25 protein-coding genes are annotated in these 25,339 nt (G+C 54.3%); 17 read left to right on the forward strand and 8 right to left on the reverse strand.

Features of this window, described 5'->3' with window-relative positions:
* Nucleotide 1: 1 nt before the first annotated feature.
* Genes JQN68_RS08535 through JQN68_RS14865 form a run of 3 tightly spaced genes read right to left on the reverse strand, consistent with a single transcriptional unit; the run spans nucleotide 2 to nucleotide 2,013 of the window.
* On the reverse strand, nucleotides 2-1,117 hold the full coding sequence (locus JQN68_RS08535) for an ABC transporter substrate-binding protein (protein WP_225071848.1): 1,116 nt from the start codon (nucleotides 1,115-1,117) through the stop codon (nucleotides 2-4).
* A 12-nt stretch (nucleotides 1,118-1,129) separates the two neighbouring features.
* Nucleotides 1,130-1,843 (reverse strand): DUF364 domain-containing protein, encoded by a 714-nt coding sequence (locus JQN68_RS08540; RefSeq protein ID WP_225071847.1) that lies wholly within the window; start codon nucleotides 1,841-1,843, stop codon nucleotides 1,130-1,132.
* Nucleotides 1,831-2,013 carry an FmdE family protein gene (locus tag JQN68_RS14865; RefSeq protein WP_502799355.1) on the reverse strand — a complete coding sequence of 61 codons (183 nt, stop codon included), beginning with the start codon at nucleotides 2,011-2,013 and terminating at the stop codon, nucleotides 1,831-1,833. Before JQN68_RS14865 ends, JQN68_RS08540 begins: the two co-directional genes overlap by 13 nt.
* 168 nt (nucleotides 2,014-2,181) lie before the next feature.
* On the opposite strand from JQN68_RS14865, the gene JQN68_RS08545 reads away from it, so the two are divergent.
* The 8 genes from JQN68_RS08545 to JQN68_RS08580 all read left to right on the forward strand — a co-directional run bounded on the left by JQN68_RS08545 (nucleotide 2,182) and on the right by JQN68_RS08580 (nucleotide 10,066).
* Nucleotides 2,182-3,216, forward strand: a complete 1,035-nt coding sequence (locus JQN68_RS08545) for an ABC transporter substrate-binding protein (RefSeq protein ID WP_225071846.1) — start codon at nucleotides 2,182-2,184, stop codon at nucleotides 3,214-3,216.
* Entirely contained in the window at nucleotides 3,213-4,238 is a 1,026-nt protein-coding gene (locus tag JQN68_RS08550; protein ID WP_225071845.1) for a FecCD family ABC transporter permease, read from the forward strand. The genes JQN68_RS08545 and JQN68_RS08550 overlap by 4 nt, the downstream gene beginning before the upstream one ends.
* Entirely contained in the window at nucleotides 4,222-4,995 is a 774-nt protein-coding gene (locus JQN68_RS08555; protein ID WP_225071844.1) for an ABC transporter ATP-binding protein, read from the forward strand. The genes JQN68_RS08550 and JQN68_RS08555 overlap by 17 nt, the downstream gene beginning before the upstream one ends.
* A gap of 12 nt (nucleotides 4,996-5,007) precedes the next feature.
* The gene (locus tag JQN68_RS08560) at nucleotides 5,008-6,018 is read left to right on the forward strand and encodes a radical SAM protein (RefSeq protein ID WP_225071843.1); all 1,011 of its coding nucleotides are present in this window, start codon (nucleotides 5,008-5,010) and stop codon (nucleotides 6,016-6,018) included.
* On the forward strand, nucleotides 6,015-7,154 hold the full coding sequence (locus JQN68_RS08565; RefSeq protein ID WP_225071842.1) for a hypothetical protein: 1,140 nt from the start codon (nucleotides 6,015-6,017) through the stop codon (nucleotides 7,152-7,154). The genes JQN68_RS08560 and JQN68_RS08565 overlap by 4 nt, the downstream gene beginning before the upstream one ends.
* Nucleotides 7,155-7,271: 117 nt before the next feature.
* Complete coding sequence (locus JQN68_RS08570; RefSeq protein ID WP_225071841.1) at nucleotides 7,272-8,027, forward strand: DUF364 domain-containing protein; 756 nt, start codon at nucleotides 7,272-7,274, stop codon at nucleotides 8,025-8,027.
* 194 nt (nucleotides 8,028-8,221) lie between these two features.
* Entirely contained in the window at nucleotides 8,222-9,070 is an 849-nt protein-coding gene (gene modD, locus JQN68_RS08575) for a ModD protein (RefSeq protein WP_225071840.1), read from the forward strand.
* Between the two features lie 246 nt (nucleotides 9,071-9,316).
* Entirely contained in the window at nucleotides 9,317-10,066 is a 750-nt protein-coding gene (locus tag JQN68_RS08580) for a sulfite exporter TauE/SafE family protein (protein WP_225071839.1), read from the forward strand.
* Nucleotides 10,067-10,099: 33 nt separating this feature from the next.
* Here JQN68_RS08580 and JQN68_RS14870 read toward each other — a convergent pair whose 3' ends face one another.
* Complete coding sequence (locus JQN68_RS14870) at nucleotides 10,100-10,333, reverse strand: Nmad3 family putative nucleotide modification protein (RefSeq protein WP_225071838.1); 234 nt, start codon at nucleotides 10,331-10,333, stop codon at nucleotides 10,100-10,102.
* Nucleotides 10,334-10,750: 417 nt separating this feature from the next.
* On the opposite strand from JQN68_RS14870, the gene JQN68_RS08585 reads away from it, so the two are divergent.
* The 6 genes from JQN68_RS08585 to JQN68_RS08610 are packed head-to-tail and all read left to right on the forward strand — an operon-like array spanning nucleotide 10,751 to nucleotide 17,964.
* Nucleotides 10,751-12,679 carry a DNA phosphorothioation system restriction enzyme gene (locus tag JQN68_RS08585; protein ID WP_349632306.1) on the forward strand — a complete coding sequence of 643 codons (1,929 nt, stop codon included), beginning with the start codon at nucleotides 10,751-10,753 and terminating at the stop codon, nucleotides 12,677-12,679.
* 25 nt (nucleotides 12,680-12,704) lie between these two features.
* Nucleotides 12,705-12,986, forward strand: coding sequence for a hypothetical protein (locus JQN68_RS08590; protein WP_225071836.1), 282 nt, complete (start codon nucleotides 12,705-12,707; stop codon nucleotides 12,984-12,986).
* A 41-nt stretch (nucleotides 12,987-13,027) separates the two neighbouring features.
* The gene (locus JQN68_RS08595) at nucleotides 13,028-13,207 is read left to right on the forward strand and encodes a hypothetical protein (RefSeq protein ID WP_225071835.1); all 180 of its coding nucleotides are present in this window, start codon (nucleotides 13,028-13,030) and stop codon (nucleotides 13,205-13,207) included.
* Entirely contained in the window at nucleotides 13,204-15,303 is a 2,100-nt protein-coding gene (locus JQN68_RS08600; RefSeq protein ID WP_225071834.1) for an AAA family ATPase, read from the forward strand. Before JQN68_RS08595 ends, JQN68_RS08600 begins: the two co-directional genes overlap by 4 nt.
* Nucleotides 15,300-16,028 carry a DNA phosphorothioation-associated protein 4 gene (locus tag JQN68_RS08605; RefSeq protein WP_225071833.1) on the forward strand — a complete coding sequence of 243 codons (729 nt, stop codon included), beginning with the start codon at nucleotides 15,300-15,302 and terminating at the stop codon, nucleotides 16,026-16,028. Before JQN68_RS08600 ends, JQN68_RS08605 begins: the two co-directional genes overlap by 4 nt.
* A gap of 13 nt (nucleotides 16,029-16,041) precedes the next feature.
* On the forward strand, nucleotides 16,042-17,964 hold the full coding sequence (locus JQN68_RS08610) for a DUF262 domain-containing protein (RefSeq protein WP_225071832.1): 1,923 nt from the start codon (nucleotides 16,042-16,044) through the stop codon (nucleotides 17,962-17,964).
* Here the strand turns inward: JQN68_RS08610 and dndE are convergent.
* From dndE to dndB, 4 genes are read right to left on the reverse strand one after another with little or no spacing between them, the layout of a single operon-like run.
* On the reverse strand, nucleotides 17,961-18,335 hold the full coding sequence (dndE, locus tag JQN68_RS08615; RefSeq protein WP_225071831.1) for a DNA sulfur modification protein DndE: 375 nt from the start codon (nucleotides 18,333-18,335) through the stop codon (nucleotides 17,961-17,963). The two genes, JQN68_RS08610 and dndE, sit on opposite strands and share 4 nt — an antisense overlap.
* The gene (gene dndD, locus JQN68_RS08620) at nucleotides 18,332-20,308 is read right to left on the reverse strand and encodes a DNA sulfur modification protein DndD (protein ID WP_225071830.1); all 1,977 of its coding nucleotides are present in this window, start codon (nucleotides 20,306-20,308) and stop codon (nucleotides 18,332-18,334) included. The genes dndE and dndD overlap by 4 nt, the downstream gene beginning before the upstream one ends.
* Nucleotides 20,305-21,903, reverse strand: coding sequence for a DNA phosphorothioation system sulfurtransferase DndC (gene dndC / locus JQN68_RS08625; RefSeq protein WP_225071829.1), 1,599 nt, complete (start codon nucleotides 21,901-21,903; stop codon nucleotides 20,305-20,307). The genes dndD and dndC overlap by 4 nt, the downstream gene beginning before the upstream one ends.
* Before the next feature lie 18 nt (nucleotides 21,904-21,921).
* Entirely contained in the window at nucleotides 21,922-22,998 is a 1,077-nt protein-coding gene (gene dndB / locus JQN68_RS08630; RefSeq protein WP_225071828.1) for a DNA sulfur modification protein DndB, read from the reverse strand.
* Between the two features lie 136 nt (nucleotides 22,999-23,134).
* Here dndB and dndA point away from each other — a divergent pair, with 136 nt between their 5' ends.
* Genes dndA through JQN68_RS08645 form a run of 3 tightly spaced genes read left to right on the forward strand, consistent with a single transcriptional unit; the run spans nucleotide 23,135 to nucleotide 25,161 of the window.
* A complete protein-coding gene (gene dndA, locus JQN68_RS08635) occupies nucleotides 23,135-24,268 on the forward strand; it encodes a cysteine desulfurase DndA (protein ID WP_225071827.1) in 1,134 nt (377 codons plus the stop codon).
* Nucleotides 24,269-24,289: 21 nt separating this feature from the next.
* On the forward strand, nucleotides 24,290-24,778 hold the full coding sequence (locus JQN68_RS08640) for an HNH endonuclease (RefSeq protein WP_249621116.1): 489 nt from the start codon (nucleotides 24,290-24,292) through the stop codon (nucleotides 24,776-24,778).
* Nucleotides 24,775-25,161 (forward strand): HIT family protein, encoded by a 387-nt coding sequence (locus JQN68_RS08645; RefSeq protein WP_225071825.1) that lies wholly within the window; start codon nucleotides 24,775-24,777, stop codon nucleotides 25,159-25,161. Before JQN68_RS08640 ends, JQN68_RS08645 begins: the two co-directional genes overlap by 4 nt.
* Nucleotides 25,162-25,339: the final 178 nt, after the last annotated feature.

Consider the following 25,339-nt stretch of genomic DNA (forward strand, 5'->3'; position numbering starts at 1 on the left):
ACTACCTCGCGCCGCCGAAAGAACCGAAATTGAACCCGTAGCCACCGCTCAGAACCTTTTGGGCCTGCTCGTCGCTCAACTCGAAGTTCATGGTCTCCCGGTAGAATTTCTTGACTTCATCAGCCATGTCGACATCCGCGAACCGCTCCGGGTAGGCAATTTTTGCCAGCCAGAGGGGGTGCAGAACCGCGGCTTCGGCCGTCGGCCGGTCCCAGATGAACAAGCCCACCGGCTGTCGGTAAACCTGACGGTTTTTTACTGCAGCGACATTTTTCCAGCGCGGATTGTTGTAAACCTCTTCCGGGGTTCCGGTATCGATGACCAGGATATCCGGGTTCCAGTCGAGGACCTTTTCCATGGATACTTCCGCCAGGCCGGAATGCAGACCTTGCTGGGTGCCTGCCGTATGGATGGTGGAGGTTGCATTGACGCAGCCGGCGGTCGTGATCCGTTCATTCATGAAGGTGTCGCCGCCCAGGGTGACGAGATGCTTGGGGCCGTAGCCGTTGAACAATTTTTTACGCTGTTCCGGCGGAATGTCGGCGGTTCGGGAACGCACGAAGGCCAGGATTTTTTCCAGGTAGTCGATATAGTTGGCGCCACGCTCTTCGCGCTCGAAAATGGTGGCGTAAAAGCGAATTTCATCCTTGAGCAGGTTGGTGTCGTGACTCATGTTGCTTTCCGTATAAGCGACCGGTATGCGGGTTTTTTTCTGGACGATGGAGCCGTCCAGGTTGCCGGCGATGACCAGTTGCGCATCGGCCAGGAGCAATTCTTCGATGTTGATGTGGCCGCTGGTGCTGCGCGGGCCGGGGAGTTCCTTGATGGATGGATCGAAGGCGAGCAGCAATTCGGAATTTTTGAGGGTGCTGGTGACGGCGACGAGTTGGTCCCGAGCTCCGAGGAGGTAGGCGATCTGCCCCGTGGGACCGCCGAACAGGGCGACCCGGGTGAGGGGCACCGGGACCTCGACCCGATTGCCGACCATGTCGGTAATCACGCGAGTTTTTTCCGGGAGCCGTCTATGTTCGGTGCGAAACAACGCCAGGGCAAAGACCATGGCCGCGCCAAGAGTGAAAAGAACCAGAAGATTTCGGGTGTGGCGGATGTTGGGCATGGCTGACTCCGATTATTTCCTGAACCGTGTGACCGGCTCTATGCCGTCGATTTTATTGTAGAATTTTACGCCCTGCGAAAGGCTGCGGAAAAGCCGGACACGGTCCGTCACCCTGATGCCGGCGATGACCGAGGCGCCGAAATCGAACAATACGTCGCTCATGGGGGTGCTGGGACCGAGGACGATGGCGGTGGCGTTGGCGGCGCGGGCCAGTTCCAGGAGGCGCTCCATGGTTTTGTTGATCAGGGAGGTGGCGGTGAGAATCAGCAAGTCGGATTGGGGCACCACCTCCTCGGCGGCGAAGGACGGCAGCTCACCGGCCTGCGGGTTGATTTCGAGCAGAAAGGCCCGCTTGGCCGCTTGGGCCAGGTCCGGAAAAAAGGGGAACCGGCCGATGCAGGTCACGGTTTGGCCGGGGACGCGGTCCATGATGTAGTCGACGACATTGAGCCTTTCGCCTTGAGCATCGATGAGAGACGACAGGGCGGCCAGACCCAGGCCCGCCTCCAGCGGTTCCCAGCTTTTCAGCCCGGCCGCCAGTTCCATGACCTCCATTCCTTGCAGGGCACCGGCGTTCGGCAGTTCGAAATCCGGCCGCCCGGGAAAGACATGGGCCATGCCGGTATGTCGGCTTTCCACCGCCAGCCAGTGCAGGCCGATGCGAACCCGGGACGCGACCTGACGATCTCCGTCAACGCTGTCCAGCAGGGCGTCTATGAGTTGCAAAACGTTTCCTCCTCCGTTTCATAACAGGCACCCAGATCCTTTTCGCGCTCCGGTTCAACCCATTCCAGACCATTTTTCGCGATGCGGACTCCCAAGAACCGGCCGATGCAGAAATGGCCGTGAAAATCGATGCAACGTTGTAGCGTTTCGGAAATATCCATAACGCGCATGGGTCTTTCTTTTCCGGCGATGAAATTGGCGAAACTGGCAAAGGCTTTAATTTAATGAATACTTGACATAAACAAAGTCGATATGTCAAGAAGTAAACAGCGAAAGCTTCAGACAGTCTGTGGCCGGCTGCCAGGTTCGGGCCAGGTTGACAGGAGAGTCTTCATCCCATGCGGAATACACACATTTTCTTTTTCGGCTGGCTGGCATGCCTGGGTTTCGTTCTGTCCGCGGCCGGCTGTGACTTCGGCCGCCGGGAAGTCGCCGGTGAAACCCGGATCGTCGTCGATCAGATGGGGCGCAGGGTCACCGTTCCAAAAAACATCGAGCGCATCGCGGCATTGCATCATTTCGGCGGCAAGGTGATTTTTGCCCTGGGGGCCCAGGATCTGCTGGTGGACCAGGCGCTCTATCATCACGAGAACACCGCCATGGCCAGAATCAATCCCGTTTTTGCGGCCAAACCGAAACTCATCGACGGCCACAATCTCAACAACGAGGAAATGGTGGCCCTGCGGCCGGACATCGCCATCGCATATGCCTCCTTCGACCCTTCGGAAATGGAACGGTTGGAGCATGCGGGGATCCCTGTTGTTGCCATCCGGGGCGAGACCCTGGAAGAAAGCTATGCGGGGGTGCGCCTGGTGGCCAAGGTGCTGGGGCGGGAACAGCGGGGGGAGGAATATATCGCGGACTGCCGGAAGCTCTGCCGCCTGGTTACGGAGCGAACCGCCGCGATTCCCCGGGACGAGCGCGTCAAAGTGCTGTTTTCCGGGCCGAAAAATATTTATTCCGTCGCCACCGGCGACATGCTGCAGGATACGCTGCTGACCATGGCCGGCGGCTATAATGTCGCTTCCTCCCTGAAGGGTTTCTGGGCCACCGTTTCGCCGGAGCAGGTCGCCTCCTGGAATCCCGATGTCATTTTTCTCGGTTCCAGCCTCGACACCTACGGCGCCGGGGCGCTGTTCGACAACGGCATGCTGGAAACCGTGAATGCCGTCAAGCATCGGCGGGTATACGTTTTCCCCTCGAATATCGGCTGGTGGGACTACCCGGCGCCCCATTGCGTTCTGGGCCTGGTCTGGGCGGCAAAGATGCTTTACCCGGAGCGGTTCGTCGATATCGATATGCAGGCGCTCGCCGACGATTTTTATCAAAAATACCTCGGTTATTCCTTTACCGCCATGGGCGGGAGGTTATGAAAAAAAGTCTGATCATCTTCTGTCTTTTCGCCTTCGGCCTGGCATTGGTCATGTCGCTGGCCCTGGGGCGTTATCCCATCGGGCCTGCCGATCTGCTGGGCCTGGCCGGTTCTCTGCTGCCCGGAATCGCCGCCGATGCGGTCCCGGTGGAAGTACGGATGGTGTTCTGGAACATTCGTGTACCGCGCATCCTGCTCGGCATCGCCGTGGGCAGCGGTCTGTCCATCGCCGGCGTGGTGTTCCAGGCCTTGTTCCGCAATCCCCTGGCCGCCCCCGATATCCTGGGGGTGACCGCCGGCTCCGGTTTCGGCGCCGCCCTGGCCATCATGTTTTTTACCCGCATGGCGCTGGGGGTGCAGGGTTTGGCCTTTCTGTTCGGCGTGGTGGCGGTTTCCATCGCCTATTTCCTTGCCAACCGCAGTTGGGACCGCTCCGCGTCGGTGCTGGTGATTTCGGGGATCGTGGTCTCCGCCGTGTTCCAGGCGTGCGTTTCCATCCTGATGTATCTGGCGGATCCTTACGATCAGCTGGCCAAGATCGTGTTCTGGATCATGGGCAGTTTTCATGCCGCTTCCTGGGCCAAGGTCCAGGTCACCCTGCCTGTGGTGGTGGTCGGTTCCCTGCTGCTGACGGTGTTCGGTTGGCGCCTCAACGTCATGACCCACAACGAAGAGGAAGCCCTTTCTCTGGGGGTCGACGTTTTCCGCTGGCGGCTGTTTTATCTAGGCATCAGTACCCTGGTGGTCGCCTCCTCGGTGGCGGCGGTAGGCAATATCAGCTGGATCGGCCTGATCGTGCCGCATATCGCCCGTTACCTGGTCGGCACCGAGCACCGCCGGCTGATTCCGGTCGCGGCCTTTATCGGCGGCGGCTTTCTACTGATCATGGATACTGTCGCTCGTACCGTTTCCGTGTCGGAAATCCCCATCAGCATCATCACCTCCATCTTGGGCGCCCCCTTTCTCGGCTACCTGGTGATTCATCGCGGCAGAAAGGGGGCCTTGGGTGTCGGTGCGGGTTGACGGTCTGACCGCCGGCTACGGCAACAGCCCGGTGCTCTATGAGGTGGCTGCGGATCTGGCGGCGGGGCGCAGCTGTGCCCTCATCGGGCGCAACGGGTCGGGAAAAACCACTCTGATGCGCTGCATCAACGGCATACTGAAACCGACCAAGGGGACCATCACCGTGTCCGGGCGGGAAATCCGCAGCATGAAGCGGGATGAAATCGCCCGCCTGATCAGCCTGGTTCCCCAGGGAAACTATTCACCGTTCCAATTTTCGTGCCTGGAAATCATTCTCATGGGGGGTGCGGCGCGCATCAAACCCTGGAGCGCACCCTGCGCCGGGGAGCGACGGCAGGCCCTGGAAATCTGCCGCGAGGTGGGGATAGTTGAACTGGCGGAACGGCCCTTCAACAGCCTTTCCGGCGGCCAGAAACAGCTGGTCATGCTGGCCCGGGCGCTGCATCAAAATGCCCCGGTCATGCTGCTGGACGAACCCAATTCCCATCTGGATTTTCCCAATCAGCACATGATGATGGGGCTCATGCGGCGCTTCGTCAGGGAGCGGGGGGTGACCGCGCTGATTACCCTCCACGATCCCAACCTGGCCCTTCAGTATTGCGACGACGTGGTCATGCTGCGGGAGGGACGGGTGGTCGCCGCCGGGCCGACAGCCGAGATTCTGGATGATGTTCACCTGCAGGAGGTTCTGGGGCCGGGGATTCTCATGGAGAGAACCGTGTCGGGGGGCCGGGTGGTGGTGCCGAGGAATATGTGACAGGAGGTAACCATGCAGTGCAATTATTGTGAATGGCGGTGCGACCTGGCGAACGGCAAGCTGGGGCTGTGCCGCATGTACGAGACGGCGGAGGGCGGGATTCGGGAACGGTTCCCCCATTACTGGTCCAGCTGCATCCCCGCCCGCATCGAATCGATTCCCTTCTACCATGTCCGACCGGGCAGTCGCGCCCTGGTGATCGGCACCATGGGATGCAATTTCCGCTGCCGCTACTGCAGCAATGCCTTCATCGCCAAGGAGGATCCGGCCGTCGTCAGGGAACGCATGCTCCGCCTGTCGCCCGCCGAAGTGGTCCGCAAGGCCAGGCAGATGGGGTGCGCCGGCATCGTCTTCAACGTCAATGAACCGGCGGTGTCGCTGCCCTCCCTGCAGGAACTGGCCGCCGAGGCGCGCCGGGAGGGCATCGCCCTGGGCTGTCTGACCAATGCCTACACCACGGAGGAGTCGACCGAGTTGCTGACGTCGATCTTTTCCTTCTTCAACGTCGGCCTGAAAGGGATGTCCGCCACCTTCAACCGGGATCATATCGGTATCCCGGGGGTCGAACCGATTCTGCGCAATATTCGGCGCCTGGCCGCCGTCGCCCACGTGGAGGTCACCACGCCCATCATCGAATCGGTGAATGACGGGGAATTGGACGACATGGCGCGGTTTCTGGCCGACGTGGACCCGGAAATCCCCTGGCACGTGTTTCGCCTGCTGCCCGAGGACGAGATGAAGGAAGCCCGGTATCCGAGCGTCGACAGGATAGCCGCCGCCCTCGATGCGGTCCGCGTCAGACTCCCCTATATCTACTTTCATAACTTCGTCGGCTCCGAATGGGTCAATACCCATTGCCCCGAGTGCGGCACCCTGGTCATCGAGCGTTTCAGTCTCGGTTGCGGTGGTGACAAGCTGAAAGCTTGCCACTGCACCGGGGGGAGTTGTCCGGCATGCGGGCATGAAATCAGGCTGGCGGGGGATGTCGCGCCCACCTGGCAACCGGCGGAGGTGCGGCCATGAGCAGAGCGATCATCGACGCCCGGGAATGGCAGAAGGTTTTCGACCTGAAAACCGGGGCCACGCTGGCTGCCAAGGGACCGCTGGATGACCTGGTTCGGGGAGTGCAGGACCGTCATCCCTATCCCGGTGATCTGGATGCCGCCGGCAATCGCTGGGTGACCGATACGGCCATGGATTTGCTGGAGCGCTACGATCCTTCCTTCGTTTTTTTGACCTACGCCCAGCAGTACTTCGCCGGTCGCTATACCCCGCTGACCGAGGCCCAGTGGGGCGCCACGATTGCGACGGTCTACCGCGAAGTGGAACGTTTCGCGGCGCTTTCCGGCTTTACGCCGGTTATCGTGGGAACCGGAGACATGGCGCCCCTGGTCGCGCCCATCGACCTGACCCATCTCGACGGCCTGGCTCTGTGCACCCACTGGTCGGCGCGCTACGCCGGTCTGCATGAGCCTTCGCCCGCCGATCTCGCACTGCTGGGAACGCTGCCGGAAATCGAACGGATCGTGCCCTGGCAGCAGTTCGTCGATCTTCTCGGCCCCTGTTCCCTGGATCCGGTGCTGCTGCCGAAGTATGTTCTGGTCGCCCGCGCCGGGCACATGTTTAAAACCGTCGGCGGCGCCTTCCGGCAGGTCCGGCGGGTGCCGGCGCCGGCCTACCGCATCCCCGTGTCCGGTTGTCCGGAGGGGGTATCGGACAGCACGGAGGTGCGCAGCACCGTTGAAAAGCTGCTGGGGGCAGGCCGAGTCGCGCTGATCTTCGTCGAAGGACTCGGCATCGAGAATTTTCCCTGGTCCTGCCGGGAAATCGGCAACGGGCGGGAGTGGTATTATTACGAAACCGGAGATGCTCAGTACCTCACCATCACCACCGGGCGGCACCAGGTGTTCGAATATCCGCCGGGGTACCGCTATTTCGAGGAGGACGGACCGGGCAAGGAGTTCCCCTTTTCCGGTTATTTCCGCTCCGTACCCGCCCGGACCATCGGCGCCGATTTCGGTGGCAGAAGCATTGCCGTAGGGAACCGCAGCATGTTCATGCACATGGCGGCCGGCGCCGACATATCCGTGGAGTGCTTTGCCCGCAACCTTTACAACCAGGGCACCATGGCCGTCATTCATCGCGACGACAAAGCCTGACCGCATCCGTTAACAAAACAGGCGGACACGACAGTTTTGGGCACATCGCCAGATGGGGATTTTTTGCTATATTTCAACTTGAGAGATGGGGTTTTGGCCCCGTGGGAGATTTCAACCATGACCATGGAAATTCAACAGAAACTGCTGACCCTTCTGACACCGGCCGCGGCGGCCCTCGACGTTGACACGGTGCGCATCGGCCTGGGTTATACGGCGGTGCGGCTCGGTGACGGTGCAACGGGACTGGCCTGGACCCCGCCCCCCTCCGCGGGATGCTGCACCCACATGAATTGCGCCGGCACCCTGGCCGGCCGGTCGGCGGAAGAACTGCTGAACAACCTGGTGGACGAGCATCCTCTGCGGCGGGCGGTGGGGCTGGCGACGGCCAACGCGCTGCTCGCGTCGCGCCCCCATCCTCAAGCCTCCACCATCGATGCCCTGGAACCCCTGGCCGTCACCGACCGGGATCACGTTGCCATGGTCGGCTATTTCGGGCCCTTGGTACGGGATCTGAAACAAATCGGCTGCCGGTTGGATATCATTGAACTGAATTCGATCCATTCCGAGACCCTGTCGCCCGAGGCCGGGCGCGCCGTGCTGGCGGCCTGCGATGTGGCGATTCTTACCGGCACCAGTCTGGTCACCGGTACCATCGACGACTTGCTGGCTTCCCTGGGCCGGCCGCGGGCCGCGGTGTTGCTCGGCCCTTCGGCGCCTTTCTGTCCGGAACTGTTTGCGGGAACGCGACTGACCCAGATTTCCGGTGCCAGGGTCATCGACGGTGACGGGGTCCTGCGCGTAGTATCCGAGGCCGGCGGCACCCCGTTGCTGAAACAGTATGTGGCCTTCGAGACGGTGCCCGTAGGGGCGTAGCTTCGCCCTTCGGGCCGTGTCAGCGCCAAAGGCAATTCTGCCAATTCTGCCGAAAAAAACCGGCCCATCCCTTCGCAGGGACCGGGCCCGGTTTTTTTCGGCAGGACCGCCTTGGCTGGTCGGCTTCCAAACCGAAGGTGTCGCCTCGACGCCCGACGAGAGGACTTCATGGAACAACTGGAAAGGTAAGTTGAATGACATTGTCCATATCGGAAGTTATGCTCGAACGCTTGATGGAAGAGGATGTTCCTTACGGCGATCTGACCACGGATCTCCTTGGAATTGGGGGCCGGCGGGGGAAGATCGTCTTTACCACCCGAGAACCGACGGTTGTGTGCGCCACCGAGGAAGCGGCCGGGATACTGAGAAAATTTGGCGCCGAAATCCGCCATCTGACGCCGAGCGGGGCGTATCTGCCAGCCGGCACCGTGTTTCTCGAGGCAGAAGGGACGGCGGCCGCCATTCATGCCGGATGGCGGGTGTCTCTGAATCTGCTGGAGCATATATCCGGGATTGCGACGCGCACCAGAACCATCGTGGATCGGGCCCGGGAGGTCAATTCCCGCATCGCCATTGCGCCAACCCGAAAATCCTATCCGGGCCTGAAAAAACTGGCCATCAAGGCGGTTGAATGCGGGGGCGCGCGGCCGCACCGTTTGGGTTTGTCCGAATCCGTATTGATTTTCAGGCATCATCTGGTGTTTTTGGGAGGCATGGATCAGCTGGTGGCCCGCATGGAGTACCTGCGGCGCGAGGTGCCGAGCATGAAACTGACCATTGAGGTCGAAGATGAGGCGGGTGCCGTCCAGGCGGCCCAGGCCGGTCTCGACATCATTCAGGTCGACAAGCTTCCGTGCTCCCAACTGGCCGACCTGGTCGGCAAGGTTCGAGCCGTGAACCCCGCGGTGATGGTAGCCGTGGCGGGTGGCATAACTGCTGCGAATGCCGCGGAATACGCCGCGACCGGAGCCGACATCCTGGTTTTGTCCTCGGTCTTTTTCGGCAAATCGAGCGACATCGGGGCGAACATCCTGCCCCTGTAGCCGCTTTTCGGGTCGGCGCCCAGGTGCGGCGGCATTACCCGCGAGGGCCGGAGCTCGGCCACCTTATCCTTGGTAAGGCCGCTGCCGATGGGCAATCTCCCTGGTGTTGCCTGACGCAGACCCGCCAAGCAGGTGGTCATCGGACAGTCGTTTATTTTCAGATGTAACTGATGGGAGTAAAACCGCAAGCGGCAAAGCGACCCAGGTGCTCAAAACGTAAATCCCATGTTTCGGAGGCGGCCGCCGATGTTTCCCGATTTGCTCCGGTTTGCCCTCATCGGTTTTCTGGCCCAGATGGTCGACGGCGCCCTGGGCATGGCCTATGGGGTGACTTCGGCGACCTTCCTGCTCCACCTCGGGGTGCCGCCGGCTATTGCCAGCGCCACGGTGCATACGGCCGAATTGTTCACCACCAGCGCTTCCGGCTTGTCCCATCTTTTTTTCCGCAATATCGATTGGCGAGTTTTCAAAAGACTGTTGCTGCCCGGGGTACTGGGAGCGATCCTGGGCGCCGGCCTGCTCAGCCATGTGCCCGTTCAGCCCTTTCGTTACCTGGTCGCCCTCTATCTGCTGGTCATGGGAATCGTCATCCTGCGCAAGGCCCTGAAAATGACCCAGCCGACCGGGTCCCCTGTCACAAGATTATTTCCTTTGGGTTTCTGCGGCGGATTTTTTGACGCCCTCGGGGGCGGCGGCTGGGGACCGATTGTGGTTGCTTCATTGCTGGGGCGGGGCGGCGTGCCCAGGTATACCGTCGGCACCGTCAACCTGGTTGAATTTTTCGTCGCCTTGGCCGCTTCGGCGACCTTTTTCCTGACCATCGGCTTCGACTACTGGCCCCGCATCGTCGGCATGGTGCTGGGCGGCGTGCTCGCTGCGCCCCTGGCCGCCTATGTCTGCAAAAAGATCCCGGCTCGGCCGTTCATGGTCCTGGTGGGGATTCTGATCCTGATTCTCAATCTGCATACCTTGTTACAGCTCTTTTTTTGGGGATAGCTGATTTTCATTCGGAACCGGCCTGTTTCCAGGTCAGGAGGACTGCCGCCGAATCAGGCCGTCAACCCAGGCCATCGCTTCCGGATATTCGGCACAATCCAGGACGAATTCCTGTCCCTGCATCACGGCCTGCAATAGGGTGCGTCCGTCGCGTGTTTGCCAGTGTTTTGGGTTCGAATGGTAGGTGAGGGCAGTCCGGGTTGCGGCCGGATTGAACCAGACCGGTAGTTCCCAACGCGTCGCCTTTTTGAAAAAAGGTGCTGTCAATTGCAGGTGGGGCCGGTTGAATTTCTAGGAATTTGTTCTCTTGTCAGAATAAAATTAGAAATCTTGACAAGGATGGATTAGAGCGTTAATTTCATGAAGATTAGGCTTGTTCTGTTTTGATCGTTGAACGATTTGGAGATGGAATGAGGACTTGGAGAGTTATCTGGGACGGACTTTTAACCGCTTGGCGCCGAATGGTTGCCTGCGGTTTTTGTTTTTGAGGAGCTGGTGAAAAACCTTTCCGAATTGCCACTCAAGTTATCCTACCGAACTGGTCGGGATGATTTGGCAAGAGACTTTTTTATTCCATGCTTAGAGTCGACAACGCTTTATCGTAGAGCGGCTGGGTATTTTACCAGTGCTGGCTTGGCGTTAGCAGCTCGTGGGGTGGCGAGCCTTGCATCGCGAGGTGGAAAGATGCGCTTGGTTGTATCCCCCTATCTGGATCCAGATGATTTAAATGCATTGCAGATGGCAATTGACAATCCAGCTGTTGTTTTGCGGAATATTGCTGCGAAGAATTTGGCGGATATTGAAGATGCTTTGGTCAAGGACCGGCTTAATGCTTTGGCTTGGCTAGCGGCCACCGGGCTCTTAGAAATAAAGTTGGCGCTGCGTCTAGGTCCAGCGGGAGAAATATCCAGAGGTATTTTTCACGAAAAGGTAGGTATTTTCACAGATGAAGTCCAGAATAACGTCTCCTTTTCTGGCTCTTCCAATGAAACGGCCGGTGGCCTGGTGGAAAATTTTGAAAGTATCAAAGTTTTCTGCTCTTGGAGAGATAGCGAAGGTAGGGTAGGAGAAGAAATCGAAAATTTTGAGGCACTATGGAATGATTCTACTCCATGTTTGAAGGTCATTGAGTTCAGTGCGGCTGGGCGAGAATTGTTGGAACGTTTTCGTGATTTCAATAAGCCCCCGACAGGGTTATTCATAAATAGAATCGCAGATAAAGTTTCACAGCCTGATTTTCGACTACCTAGCGGATTTGAGCTGCGCCCTTACCAGGCTGATGCCATTCGTGCCTGGAGCAAGGCAGGTGGAAAAGGCATCTTCGCCATGGCTACCGGCTCCGGCAAAACGTTGACCGCGCTCACGCTGGCCAGCAAGGTTGCCGAAAAGAATCACCCGCTAGTGCTGATCGTTGTTTGCCCATTCATCAACCTTTGCAAGCAGTGGCTGCGGGAGATGGCGGCCTTTGGCCTGCAGCCGGTGGCCTGTTATGAAGGGAAAGACCGCTGGCAGGCAGAGCTGGAAGAGGCGTACCAGCGGCTTTCGGTAGGCATTACGCAGGTTCATGCCATCGTTGCCACCAATGCCACCTTTCAGAGCGAAGGTTTTCAGGCCCGCATCCGGCCGCGGGTGGCATCCCCGGCACATTACCATCTGCTGATTGCCGATGAGGTTCATAATCTAGGGGCCGACAGAAGCCGCGAATCGTTGCCCGATTGCATCCCCCTACGACTTGGGTTGTCTGCAACGCCGGAGCGGCATTATGACCCGGTGGGAACTAAGGCAGTGCTGGACTATTTCGGTGACATTGTTTACGAGTATCCCCTATCATTGGCTATTGCCGACGGTCGATTGTGCCGGTATCGATACTACCCCATCCCGGTAGAGCTAACTGATGCCGAAACAGACGAGTATGAAGAACTGACGGCTAAATTATCAAAGTTTTTTTCCCGGGGCGAAAACGATGAATTGAATCAGTCGGCCATCCGGCTGCTGATCAAGCGTGCACGGCTGCTGGCTGGCGCGGAAAACAAACTTGTCGCCCTTGATCAGGTCATTTCGTCCCTGCCGGAGTTGCCGAAAAAAGCGCTTTTTTACTGTGGTGACGGTCGCACTACCGACGCCATTACTGACGAGGAAGTTCGGCAAATTCAGGCAGTCTCCCGGCTGCTTGGTGAGCGGCACAACCTGCGAGTACGTAATTTCACCTTTCGAGAAAAGACGGAGGAGAGAGAAGAGATTCTTCGGGACTTGTCTAGCGGGTTTCTGGATGGCGTTGTTGCTATCCGTTGTCTCGATGAAGGTATCGACCTGCCAGATTTGCGCATGGGTTTCCTTTTGGCCAGTTCCACCAATCCGCGCCAGTTTGTACAACGACGGGGGAGACTGCTGCGCAATGCCCCAGGAAAAAACCGGGCGATCATCTTTGACTTCTTTGTCCAACCGCCCGATCTTGGGGGCAAGCTCGATGACAGCTGCTTTAATATGGAGCGGTCGTTTTTTCAAAGAGAGTTGAGCAGGATTGTGGAGTTTTGTCGGATGGCCGAGAATGGCCCTGAGGCGTTGCATTCATTGCACGATTTACGATTGAAGTACAACTTATTTTCGGAGTAAATGAACCATGTAAAACGAATTTTATGTGCAAGAAATTATGAAGCGGTTGAAAGCACTTGAAGAAGAAAACTCTCGACTCCGAAAAGTAGCTAATAGGAAAGAAGAAAAACCACTAATCGTCACAGAGAGCGAATATAAAGGTCATCCAACTCTTGTTTTTGAGGGCTCATTCAAGTCTTTTTCGCTCGGGATTAAAAAATTGAGTATATTAAAAAATGCATGGCCGCATGTTGAAACATTTCTTCAAAAACACTCAAATTCTGTTGCCGAACAAGTTTCGTATGATTTTGATGACGGAAAAATCTAAATTATATTTGAATGATTCATTTTCTATTTTAGGGTGCAACCATGACTGACCAAAATAAGAAAAAACTTACTCGTGCCCAGGAAATTTTCAAGGCAGCCTCAGAGGATTATCAAGTACTAATTCGGGAAATCCTCAAAGAAGAGCGCGATGTTATGCACCTGAAACGTCGTAGCGATATCCATACGCGCCTCTACGAACATGTGAAACGGGTGATCAAATGATTCTTGAGCGATTGGTTCTGGAAAATTTTCGTCAGTTCAAGGGGAGACAGGAGATTGTTTTCTCTGATCTGAGAGAGCGCAATGTCACCATTGTACATGCAGAAAACGGTTTCGGGAAAACCACGCTTCTTAAAGCCCTCCTGTGGGGGCTTTACGGTCGGGAAGGACTGATGGGTAATGATGGCAATCCTGATGACTTTGAGCGCCCGGACAGTATTATCCACGAAGGATTGGCATTGCGTGCTAAAGACCCAATGGCTCTTGCGGCAACGGTCGAAATCACCTTTAAACATGATGCGGATCGATACGTTCTAACGCGTCAACTCTCTCTTGCACAGCAAAAACTCAACCCCAAACAAACAACCCTTTCTCTAGAGGTCATGAAAAACGGTCAGACATTTTCGCTTGATCGGCCACAGCAACGAATCCAGGCGATTGTGCCAGATGGCATCAGTCGCTTTCTTTTTTTTAATGGCGAACGAATAAACTACCTGGCTATGGAACGTAACAGCGCCCAGGTAACGGAAGCCATTCACCAAATGCTCGGCTTGGATTTGCTTAAGCAGACCATCGACGACCTGCGTCATCAAAATGTCCGTGGCAAGCTCCGCAGTGAACAAAAGGAGATGACGAGTGACGAAAAGCGCAACCTCATCGAAGAGTTATCAAGGCTGGAAGAACAGTTAAGGGAATACAAAACACAAGAAGACCAGACCTTGGCGAACCTGAAGGCTATTCAGGTTGAAATTACCACTGTAGACAGTAAGTTGGCTGCTAATCGGGTTGCCCATGAACTGCAGGCCAAGCGCATCCACTTAAGCCAGGAGCGTGAGGAACTTGTCAGCAAGAAAGACGATGTTACAAAGCGTATTTCGAAGCTCATTGCTGACGACGGTTATACTCTCTTTACCTCACCATTGATCAATCGTGGCAGGGAGATCGTTGCGAAGTTTCGTAGTGAGGGAAAGATCCCAGCACGAGTCCTGAACACTTTTTTGCAGGAGTTACTAGACCATGACACTTGCATCTGCACCCGATCGCTTATACATGGAACTCCAGAGCGGGCTGCGGTAGAAAAGCTGCTGACCATTGCTGGTGACCAGGATTTTAACAATGCCGTCGGGGCACTTGATCATGCCATTGGGCTTATCGAAGGTATTTCCGATCAAACGCAGGATTTGCTTAACCAACTGAAGATCGAACGCCTGGGATACTCCCGAGATATCCGGGAGCGGGACGAAGAGATCGAGGAAATTCATCAGAAGCTTGGTGGCAAGAATGATGAAGAAGTAAGCCAGCTAGAGTCGAAAAGAAAGTCACTTAGCCTTGATCGTGATGCTCAAAATGCCGCACTCGGGCGAATTGGCGAGCAACTCAAAATTTCAAGTGAGGCAATTGAGACTCTTGAGAACCAGATCAGGCAGATCGAGGACAAGGAAGAGGCTGCTGCTCGTGCGCAACGGCGCGTTGATGCGGTGGAGGATTGCGTAGATATCCTCGATAAGATTCTGAAGGCCGAGACTGAAGAGTTGCGACCCCTCCTTAACGCCGAGATCGACAGCCATTTCCGCAAGATAATGACCAAGGATTATTGGGCGGAGCTAACGGATAATTACACGCTTCGTATCCGGAAGCGTGTCGCCGGCGGTGATGGCTCGGCTGATCCAGTAGAAATCGATGCAGCGCTCAGTACCGGCGAGCGGACGGTTACGTCGCTGGTCTTTATTGCCAGCCTAGTTGCGTTAGCAAACCGGCGTTCTGAGATACCTACTATCCTGAGAGGTTTGGCCGGTTCGGCTTTCCCTGTTGCAATTGATTCGCCATTCGGTTCGCTCAGCATTTTCCGTGAGGGAGTTGCCAGATATGTTCCTGAGCTTGCACCGCAGGTTGTCCTGTTTGTCAGTCCCAAGCAGTACGATGGTGAAGTAGAGGCAGCCCTCAAGGCATCAGGGCGAATCAGCAAGCGCTATTACCTGCGCTATTACGGACCAAGCATGCCGGAGAGAGCAGCCCCGGAGCTGATTGTTGATGGCCAAAAAATCCAGCAATACTTCCCGCTGGACAATGATGAATTCACTGAGCTCGTGCCTCTATGAAAAACAATAAAGACACCCTTGCCCAAGTTGCTCAGCAGGTTTTGCTAGGCCTCGACAGATCGGCTTCAGTCGATGAGATTTATACCGAAATCGTGAAGCGGAACCTCTACACCTTCAACACGCCGACGCCGGAGAATGTCCTGAGAACGGCCATTCGCCAACAAACAGACTGTGTTGAACGAGTCGATTCCCGTGACGAGATACTTTTCGAAATGGTTGGTGAAGATGTTTATGGATTGGCGACAGGGATACTCGCCCGTAGTCGAAAAAGAGCAGGAGTCGGTATGAAGCGAATTCAGCGTGCAAGTGATAAGGAAGAGATTATCAAGTCACTGATGTCCGATCAGGTTGGAGTATTCAAGGAGATCTGGAAATTGTTGCTCTTTGCTGCGCAAGTAGGAGTCAAAAACAATGCCCGCACGCCTTTGAAGGCTGCCGATCCTGGTAAGGGGATTGATCAGACGACATTCGGAAACTGCCCCGCCTGGCCGGGGGTTTTATATCTTATGGCTCTTTCAGAGACGCAGAAATCCGAAAGCCTTTCTGGGACCCAGGAAGCTGAAGATGAGCGGGTGGCGGTGTTTCAGGAGTATTCAAATGGTGGCTTGGCAATGTTGCAGGAATTTTTTGCTGGACGGCCTATTGATCTTGATGGATTGCTAGCATTTATTGAGATGCAACGGGAAAAGTGCGCTGGAAGGCTAGATTTAGATCTTACTATTTAACCTGGGGCAAAATATGAAAAAATTTAGTGAAATATGTAGTGGCCATTGTTTTGTAATACCAGAGAATCAAAGAGGGTTCAGCTGGGGCATTGATGAAGTTAACGATATTTTCAATGATCTTGATTTAGCTGATACCCAGTCTCATTATATGGGCCCCATAATAGTAACAAGGACGTCAGAGCCAGATTTTCAGGATGATACTTTAACAACAACGGCAGAGTTTACCTTAGAGGATGGCCAACAAAGAATAACAACATTTTTCATTATTATTAATGAAATTAAAAAAAAATTTGAAAATCTCGGGCGCAGCTTGGAGGCCCAAGAGCTTGAGAGAATCATTTTTTTCAAAAAAGGGCAGTTGCACCTTAGGTTGAGCAATAAAAACCCACACCTTGATGCAAGCTTTTCTCATATTGTTTGTGGAAACCCGCCATTGCCAGCTAATCCTACTGCTCCAGTTATGGCCTTAAAAAAAGTGTCAGAGTATGTTGGAAATAAAATTATGAATATGAACGATGCCGATTTATTGACGTGGAAGCATAGGTTGACAAACCAAGCTAAGTTTATATGGGTTGATTTAGCTGCTGAAGGTGTAAATAGATACTTAACGTTTGATGCGATTAACTCTCGCGGGCTTCCTTTGAGCGAGTTTGATAAAATAAAAAACTTCTGCATCCTCGTTGATCAGATGCGAAACCTTGCTACTTTCCCTGAGAATTGTTGGTACAAGGCCATCACTGAGTTGGAGAAGTTTAAAGTTTCCTCCAGGCCCAACGAAGCTGCTTTTATAGGCGACCTTTATAACGTTTTTCATGATGAAAATATCAGTCAGGGAAATGTGCATTCAGAGTTTGTGAAAAAATACCGCAGGCTACTGACAACCACAGATGTTGCGTTGGAAAATGATTTCAGGGATTTTGTAAGTCTTTGGGAAAAGTATGCAGAATCATTTGGATTTATAACAACAAAAAGCAGACAGGCACATTATGCTTCTATGTGTTCAGCTGAAGCCAGCGCTTGGCTTGATCGCATTGACAACATGGAATTGCCTACGATTACAAGGGTTATATTGACCTCAAGTCATTTTCGGATGGAGGAGGGTGAGTTTGAACGAGTTGCTAGAGCATGTGAAATTTATACTTTTCGAGTCTATGCGGTGATGAGATATCGAAAGGATAACAATTCAAAAGGCATAATCAAACTTGCAAATGAGGTATTAAGATTAAATAAGGATTCAGCTCACGTGATGGGAAGAATATGCAACTGGCTGCGAAGTCTTGCGTCCCTCAAACAAGTCATTCTAAAGCTCGCAGATGGTGAGCCTAAATACTATTACGATCAATATGTAAAAGGCTGGCAACATTGTTATTACTTTTTGTATGAATATGAGATTGGATTTTCTCCAGTTGGTGTTGCGCCACTACCATGGGAAGCAGAAAAAACTCAGAAAATTAATTCTCAGGAACACATTTTGCCACAAAATCACCGAGATGGTGCATGGTGGGAGGATCATTGGCCAAATGCAGATGAAGCTGAGAAATACAAACATCGTCTTGGTAATCTCGTGATTTCAGTAAATAATTCCGCCTTGGGAAGAAAATCTATTGATAAAAAAATTAATGATACTGCCGCAGCTCATTACTATAATCATCCGAATGCCAGCAATTCTGAAAAAAGGATAAGTTTTTTTACCACGGGAACCGAGTGGAGACCCCATAACATTCTCAAGCGTGAAGTTGAAATGCTTGAATTTGTGGCAAGAAGGTGGAGCATACCGTGCAGCTGCGACAGTGGTCAAATCGTGCTTGAGGATCACGTAAATGACGATGGCAATTCTATCATTATCACCCCAAATATTAATGATGGTTACGAAGAAGAGGAAGAGCTAAGCTCTGAAAATGGTAAGAGCGATGACTGTAATGACGATCAGATCTAATATTCGTATTTAGCCATATCCTGGAGAGACTTGACTTTTTGTAACATCGTAATACCTCTTTCCAAATGGTTTCTGAAATAGGCCGCTAGAATATGCCTGTCTTGCAAGGGGACGCCATCTTTTCGAGCTCTTAACAAGAAGATAGCTGTTATTTCAGCATGTAGGTTTCCACCGAGCACTTTCCATTCGATATCGATATTGCTATCACCATTCTTATTAAAAGCTGGCGGAATGGAGGGAGTTGCAAGTGAACGAAAAAGCGCTATCCTGCATAGTTCATTCCAGTGCTCTATGCCAGTATGGCGTTTTACTTTTGAAAGAATATCTTTTCCACCTTCGGTAATTCTTATATGCTCAACTGGTGATTTCATAATAGGAAATATCCTTCTACAATCTGCGTTTGACCTGAACCTTCAGCATGATCTAGAAGATAAGTTCTGGTGATAAATGGCTTTAGCTCTTCAAGGTAGTTCCCAACTATCTCCTCGTCCGTCGAAAGTAATAAAACCTGATGCGATGCACTTGGGAAGTAGCGCTCAATCAGGTGACGCCGGTGAGATGAGTCCAGGCGGCCGAGCGGGGTATCGATTATGGTTGGTACTGGGCGACCTGATGCGCGAGCGAGCCCCCAGAGGAGAGAAGTTGCCAGCAGTTGCTTCTCCCCGGCTGAAAGCCGGTCAAAATGGAGCGGCTTGCGCTCCTTGGTGGTTAGGGTTGCTTCAAAATTTACCGGGTTGATTGTCAGTCCATGCACCAGTTCCTTCTTGCGCAGGAGTTTGCGGAAGGATTCCAGCATCAGCGCTTCCATGTTCTCAGTATGCTGCTGAACAATTCTGGTCCGAAAGCGGCCCAAGGTATCTCGTACCTTTTGTGAGTGTTTGAGCATTCGCAGCCGACCATCCTCGGCAAATTGGGCATCCACACCGCTTTCACCGATCTTGTCCAACCGTGCTTCGGCCATCTGCAGTTGCCTTGCTAATGTCGCCCGGCGCACCTTAACAACTTCCAGATCAGCCAACTTTGCCTGATGCGCTATTTGGATTGCAGCCAGTTCCTGTTGCAAATCGGCAATCCGGTCTGCAGTCGGTACCCGATCCATCTCGCTTTCCAGGCGGACAATCTTCTCATCCAAGGCGGCGATCTTGGAGGTCAGCTCCCGCGCCCGCTGATCGGCGGCAGGCAAAACAGTGCCACGCAGATGAGCAATTTGCGGGGCTAGGGAATCGTCGGCATCAAGAATCAGCTCTTCCTGCGCACGCTCCACCCACTCTTTGCGGTCGTCATCCAGTGTCTTGGCAATGGACTTAAGAGTCTGCGAGGGGATTTTACTCGTTTTCAGCCCATCCAGAATCGCTGAATCACGGGTTGCCAGGATGTCTTGAACCGTCCGCGCACGTTTGATCTCGGCTTCATGGCGGACCACCTGTTCGACCTCGGCTAGGAGATGCTCCACCAAAAGAAGGGGTAACGGACCGGCTATTAACTCCCGCAGCTCAGCTTCGGCGGTCTGCTTTTGGGCGACCGTGGAAGCCAGTTCATTTTCAATCTCTTTGCGTTTTAGAAAAAGCTCGCCACCTTCTTTTCTGAACTCGTCTTCCTTCTCGCGCACGAGTTTAGCCAGCCGCCCGGCTTCGTTCACCAGGGAACCTTCTTCCATGGCCGCCTTTTCCTGCTGATGGTCGATCTCCTCCAAATCCCCCCGGGCTTGGACCAGCTTGCGGGCTGCTTCCGGGTCGAGGCCCTCGCTTTTTTTCTTACGCTCAAAAACCTTGAGGTCATTTTCCAGCCGATCGACTAGGTCTAGCCCTAATAGAGAGTGAATGGCGGTGCCAAGAATCTCGGCGGCATGTCCTCCCTCGGCAAGCTCCTTGATCTGCTCGCCATCGAAAAAGAAAAGGTGAGCGATACTGCTAGGAAGATAGGCTTCGATAACTTCATCCCAGTGCTCGGTTGAAATGTCATCGGGGAGCCCGTCGCGGAGCACCCGGACGGTTTCTTCAATTCCTTTGACCCCTACGCGCCAGCTCCGTTGCAACTCGAAATGATGCTGGTCTCCTTCGATAACTCGACGAAAACGAATGGTGATGCTGGCACCTTCGCTTGGATCGCTGCCGCGATGGATCGATTCGCGAAGGTACTCCTTGTAGGCCATCCGTCCACGATTCGAGATGCGGGCCTTGGGACCGTAGAAAACCAGCTGGACGGCATCCAGCAGGGTGGTTTTGCCGCCTCCATTCATCCCGCCGAAGAGGATGATGGGACGCCCTTCCTCCGGAGTGAGGATGGCTTCTTGTCGTCCATCGTAGGCGCCGAAATTTTCCAGAGTAATGCTATCTAAAATCATCCCTCGCTCTCCTCGTATTGAGCTAAGGGGTCCATGGCGATGGGAATATTTTGGGGGCGGTTTTGAGAGATACGTTTCCTTTGTTCCGTTAGATTTTGTGCACGAGAAACGGCATCATCCTTACTGTCGTAGAAGTGGCGGGAGAAGGTCTTCTCCAGAGCTTCGTGTAGACCCGCTCGGCGCGCAGTGCTTCGTTGCTGAAGGGTAATGCTAAGGAGCTCGCGGGTCAGTTCATAATGGAGCCGGTCGTCACCACAAAGTCCGGCAAGGACCTTCATTTCCTCTTCAGCAAGCACCAGGTTGTCGTCGAGCGGTCGTCCTGGGTATTTATTGCCGGTGGCCTCGCGGTAGATACGCGGCAGGGAGTCTTCCAGCTCATGCTTATCCACCACCCAGATGCGGCGGATTTCCTGAAGTTCATCCAGGGTGATTAGTTCAATGTCGAAGACTTCCGGTGGACCGTTCTTGCGGATGTAGGTTTGGGCAACGAGCAGCTTTTTGAGCCATTCTTCCCGGGCACTCTGAATGTAGGGGCCAGGAATGGGACGGCCGCCGGACATAACTTGTACCGCTCCGCTCATGCGGCGGAAATCGCGGATGTCGTAATCGGCATTTTCAGCGTACTCGCCCTTGTGATCCCTGCGAAAATCCAGAGCGTCTCGGAGATCAAGTAAGGGCATCATCCACTCTTTTTCTTCGTCATTCTGGATCATGGCGGTCATGGACTTGTCCTTGTCCACCAAGGTACAGACCCAACAGCCGAAACGTGAATCGCCGCAGCTTGGGGTGGAGTCATCAACGACCAGAGGGCACTCGCCGTCCGCTGATGCCCCTGCATACATGCCAAGCAGATCGCGATTATTGTATCCCCACGGATTTTTCACCTGCATGAGATAGAACCAGACGTCATCATTGGTCCAATCCTCAATTGGGGTGTAGACCAAAGAACCAGGCAGGCTTGAGTTGGGACTGAGCCGATCTCGCACTCGGCCTTTTTCGTGGCGAGCCATGTTTGCTGCCCGCGCAGAGCTTTCCGCCTTGCGGGTGCCGAGAACCAAGATTGCTTCTCCGCTGGACGAAACGATACTGTTGATGAAAGTGTTGGACGGCGAAATTTTCAGACGTGCCGTACACCAGCGGAATTTATGTCTAGGTGCTGGATATCCCTTGCCGATGAGGTTTACCCAAAATGAATCAGCCAGGGCAGGGATAAGCCGTCGCGGCTGGATCGGCATCTCCTGATCCATGGCCGACTGCTTCATGATGGAAAGAGAATTAGCCACCCAGGCGGCAACAACCGGGTTCTCTACCATGGTATCGGTGGAGATGGCGTAGACCGTCTTGCGTCGCTGCTCTAGGGGGAGGGCGGCGATTGCAGTCCAAACCAGTTGCAGGGTGGCGGTGGAGTCTTTGCCGCCGGAGTAGCCGATAATCCAAGGGATATCGTCGGCAGTGTAGAGGGTGCGGATCTCCTCCTGGAGCAGGTCGATGGTGGCCTGAAAACCTATTTCGTTGAAGGCCGACTTGCGCTGACGGGTGGGCGGTGGCGCAATTGGCTCGGTTGTAGAGACTTGTTTATGTGGTGAATTAGTCATGACTTTCCATTACTTGGATTACTTGCGTTGATAAGCGGTTTCTACTCGTTGTTCTTCTTCAGTCAGAGGAAGAAACAAAGCCTGCTTGACCACGTTTGTGGTCAGTACAACGTTGGTGGTGACTTTAGAGACTTTCCCGCCAATCATGGCCCGCCCTTCCCACAGCATGGCGTTGTTGCGGGACCAGTCAATTTTTTGCAGCCCTTCAAGTCGCTTTCGCCAATCTTTCGGGTGATTCTGGAGGAGTGTGTTTCCGGCTTTGCCAAGTGCTTGGAGGGCGATGCCGTGGGAATGGATGTAACCTTCCCGAACCTCACTGGATGGCAGCCGGCCTTCGCGTACCTGCCCCCATATGGGGAAGTGCTCCGCCGCGGTATCCCAGAACCCTCTGGCCAGATCGGCGTCCTGAACCAGATCACCAGTCGCCATTCCCTGAATCAGGTCGGCGCAGGCGTTGTAGAAGGCCGAAAGGGTGAAGAGCTTGCGGGAGCGCTTGGCAAGGGACGACTTTTCCATGTCGACAATATCACGGAAAAATTCGGATTTCATGATGACCAGCTTGGCCAGCCGCGCCTTGTCGTTACGATGATCGTAAAGAAGGCCAAGCGACCGACTTGGGCGGATGGCATAACGGTTCAGGTCGGCAAACATCTGCTGGCAGCGTTCCAAGCCGATATCGAGGAAAAACACCACGGCGATTGTTTCGTGAGCGAGCTCCGGCCGCTGATCCAACGCCTCGATGATGGCAGCTCGCCGATGCTGACCGTCGTTTATGATGAACCGCGCCTCCATGGGAACTCTTAGCAATCCTAATTTGTCCTGGCCCGGCAATGGTTCAAATACGACGTCCGAGTCTATCGAGACGGTGAGGGCGGAAAAGACATAGTCGTCGGGGTTGTCAAGAATGTATCCCGAAATCTCGGGGATACGTGCCCTGTTGAGTGTTCTTTGGGCGCGGAATTCAGGCGGGAGCTCGTCTTCATCAAAGATGGATATCTGGCGCAGCATCCGCAAGGTCCACATGGCGACGAAATACTCTCGCCGGGCTTGCAAGCCGCGGATTACCGGAAAGGTGATCGTCGGTTCGGTTTCCATGGGAGTCTAATGTTTTTTAGGGTTGTCAGTTGACCAAAAATAAAGTTCAATGCGTTAAAAAGGCGCTTGGTGTTCATTACCTCATATCTCTTTGTTTGTCAAATTAAATAACCTAAAAAACATACATGGAGGGCTTGTGCCGTCAGTTTATCTAGACTGCAATGCCACTACCCCAATTGATCCAGAAGTTCGCGAAATATTTTTGCAATTTTTGGATATCGAATTTGGCAATGAAGGCAGCCGAACCCATGAATTCGGGGCTAAAGCTAAACAGGCGGTGCAGAAGGCTCGCGACCAAGTCGCCCTCGTGGTAGGCGCCAAACGTGACGAGGTGATTTTCACCAGTGGCGCTACCGAGAGTAACAATCTCGCCATCCTCGGACTAAGTGCTGCGGGTCATGAGTTGGGCAAGCGACACATCATTACAACGTCTATTGAACATAAGGCAATTTTAGAGCCTTGCGATGCATTGATACGCGATGGGTTTGAGGTCACCCGACTACCGGTTACAGGTGGTGGGTATGTTGACCCTAACGCGATTAAAGAAGCATTGCGCCCTGATACTTTGCTGGTGTCAGTTATGCAAGTAAACAATGAAACCGGTGTGCGCCAGCCCCTATTGGAGATTGCAGAGGTGCTGGAGGGTCATCCTGCCTATTTGCATACGGACGCGGCACAGGGGTTCGGAAAGGATATTGAGGAACTCCGCAATCCTCGCATTGACCTTATCAGTATCAGCGGCCATAAAATTTTTGCCCCTAAGGGGATTGGTGCGTTGATTATGCGCAGGAGAGGGTACGACAGACCGCCTTTAAAACCTCTTTTTTTTGGAGGCGGCCAAGAACGTGGTCTGCGACCAGGGACTTTACCCGTGGCATTGATTGCAGCACTCGGCAAGGCATCGGAGTTATCCATTCGTGACCAAGATAAGCGACAGAAAAAATGTAGAGAAGTGCGAAACAACGCGTTGGAAGCTCTAAAAATGCTAAATCCAGTTTTTGCTGGAGACCAGTCATTAGTTGTTGACCATGTTCTCAATATTGCTTTTCCTAATCTGGACTCTGAAGCACTCATGGTTGCTGTAAAAGATTTGATCGCCATCTCCAATGGTTCTGCCTGTACGTCAAGTAGCTATACTCCAAGCCATGTTTTGAGAGCTATGGGTATGAACGACGAACAAGCGAACGCCTATGTTCGTATCAGTTGGTGCCATTTAACTCCAGAGGTTAACTGGCAGGGTGTTGCTGATAGGCTGGCGGACCTTCAATAAAACAAATGAGTCTCTGCAGTTGTGCTCGACCAGGGCTCCATCAATGCCGAGGCTATTGCCTACAGCCTGGACCTGTTCGAGAAGGGCCACGGCAGGGCGGGGGAGAGTCAGAAAGATTACCAGCCGGCGGTTCGAGACCAAGGCTTCCGCCGGGCCATCCAACGCCTACAGCCATCGTGCGCCCTGTGCGGCATCCGCATGCTCACTCCGGACGGACATACGGCGGTGGACGCCGCCCACATCGTTCCCTGGAGCGAAAGCCGCAACGACGCCATTACCAACGGCATGGCCCTGTGCCGACTGTGCCACTGGACCTTCGACGAGGGGATGATCGGGGTTGGGGATGACTACAGAGTGATTACCTCTGGATTGCTGGCCCGGGAGACCAATGTTCCCGGATTTCTGCTGACTCTCACCGGTCGGCCCATCATCGCTCCCGGGGATCGGGAACTGTGGCCGGCCAGAGATGCGCCGGCCTGGCATCGCAAAAAACTCCGGCTCAGACCATGAACAACAATATCTCTTGCCCCTTCTGCAATCCCGAGATCCGGAAGCGCTTCATCGCCGAACATGGCAGCATGTTTGCCGTTTCGGACCGCTTTCCGGTCACCGATGGTCATTTGCTCATCATCCCCCTCCGCCACACCCCCGATTGGTTCACCCTGACGGTCCAAGAGCGAAGGGACGCCGAGGTCTTGCTCTTGTTTCTGCGCGAAAAGCTTCTGGCCGAAGACCCGACCATCACCGGCTTCAACATCGGCATGAACTGCGGCGCCAGCGCCGGCCAGACCATTTTTCACGCGCACATTCATCTCATTCCCCGCCGAGACGGCGATGCCGACGATCCCCGGGGCGGGGTGCGGGGAGTGATTCCTGATCGGCAGAAATATTGAGCCGGGAGGAAAAGTAGGGTGGCTGCCGGCCGGGACCGGCGAACCTGGTTTTCCGATTTTGATCTGGATTGTTACCAAGGTCAAAGACAAGACCGCGGGTCGCGTCCCGCTGACGCCTTACTTTTTATCCAAGCGGCCATAAAAAGTAAGCAAAAAGGGCCTTTCTCCTGCGGAGGGC

Origin of the sequence: Desulfuromonas sp. CSMB_57 (assembly GCF_020194955.2) — a bacterium.
In the GTDB taxonomy this organism is placed as follows: Bacteria; Desulfobacterota; Desulfuromonadia; order Desulfuromonadales; family Syntrophotaleaceae; genus JAFCIY02.

Excerpts from the sequence above, each read along its gene's own strand:
- JQN68_RS08535 (WP_225071848.1), bottom strand. The coding sequence starts at position 1,117 with ATGCCCAACATCCGCCACACCCGAAATCTTCTGGTTCTTTTCACTCTT.
- JQN68_RS14865 (WP_502799355.1), bottom strand. The coding sequence starts at position 2,013 with ATGCGCGTTATGGATATTTCCGAAACGCTACAACGTTGCATCGATTTT.
- JQN68_RS08545 (WP_225071846.1), top strand. The coding sequence starts at position 2,182 with ATGCGGAATACACACATTTTCTTTTTCGGCTGGCTGGCATGCCTGGGT.
- JQN68_RS08550 (WP_225071845.1), top strand. The coding sequence starts at position 3,213 with ATGAAAAAAAGTCTGATCATCTTCTGTCTTTTCGCCTTCGGCCTGGCA.
- JQN68_RS08560 (WP_225071843.1), top strand. The coding sequence starts at position 5,008 with ATGCAGTGCAATTATTGTGAATGGCGGTGCGACCTGGCGAACGGCAAG.
- JQN68_RS08565 (WP_225071842.1), top strand. The coding sequence starts at position 6,015 with ATGAGCAGAGCGATCATCGACGCCCGGGAATGGCAGAAGGTTTTCGAC.
- JQN68_RS08570 (WP_225071841.1), top strand. The coding sequence starts at position 7,272 with ATGACCATGGAAATTCAACAGAAACTGCTGACCCTTCTGACACCGGCC.
- modD (WP_225071840.1), top strand. The coding sequence starts at position 8,222 with ATGACATTGTCCATATCGGAAGTTATGCTCGAACGCTTGATGGAAGAG.
- JQN68_RS08580 (WP_225071839.1), top strand. The coding sequence starts at position 9,317 with ATGTTTCCCGATTTGCTCCGGTTTGCCCTCATCGGTTTTCTGGCCCAG.
- JQN68_RS08585 (WP_349632306.1), top strand. The coding sequence starts at position 10,751 with ATGCGCTTGGTTGTATCCCCCTATCTGGATCCAGATGATTTAAATGCA.
- JQN68_RS08595 (WP_225071835.1), top strand. The coding sequence starts at position 13,028 with ATGACTGACCAAAATAAGAAAAAACTTACTCGTGCCCAGGAAATTTTC.
- JQN68_RS08600 (WP_225071834.1), top strand. The coding sequence starts at position 13,204 with ATGATTCTTGAGCGATTGGTTCTGGAAAATTTTCGTCAGTTCAAGGGG.
- JQN68_RS08605 (WP_225071833.1), top strand. The coding sequence starts at position 15,300 with ATGAAAAACAATAAAGACACCCTTGCCCAAGTTGCTCAGCAGGTTTTG.
- JQN68_RS08610 (WP_225071832.1), top strand. The coding sequence starts at position 16,042 with ATGAAAAAATTTAGTGAAATATGTAGTGGCCATTGTTTTGTAATACCA.
- dndE (WP_225071831.1), bottom strand. The coding sequence starts at position 18,335 with ATGAAATCACCAGTTGAGCATATAAGAATTACCGAAGGTGGAAAAGAT.
- dndD (WP_225071830.1), bottom strand. The coding sequence starts at position 20,308 with ATGATTTTAGATAGCATTACTCTGGAAAATTTCGGCGCCTACGATGGA.
- dndC (WP_225071829.1), bottom strand. The coding sequence starts at position 21,903 with ATGACTAATTCACCACATAAACAAGTCTCTACAACCGAGCCAATTGCG.
- dndB (WP_225071828.1), bottom strand. The coding sequence starts at position 22,998 with ATGGAAACCGAACCGACGATCACCTTTCCGGTAATCCGCGGCTTGCAA.
- JQN68_RS08645 (WP_225071825.1), top strand. The coding sequence starts at position 24,775 with ATGAACAACAATATCTCTTGCCCCTTCTGCAATCCCGAGATCCGGAAG.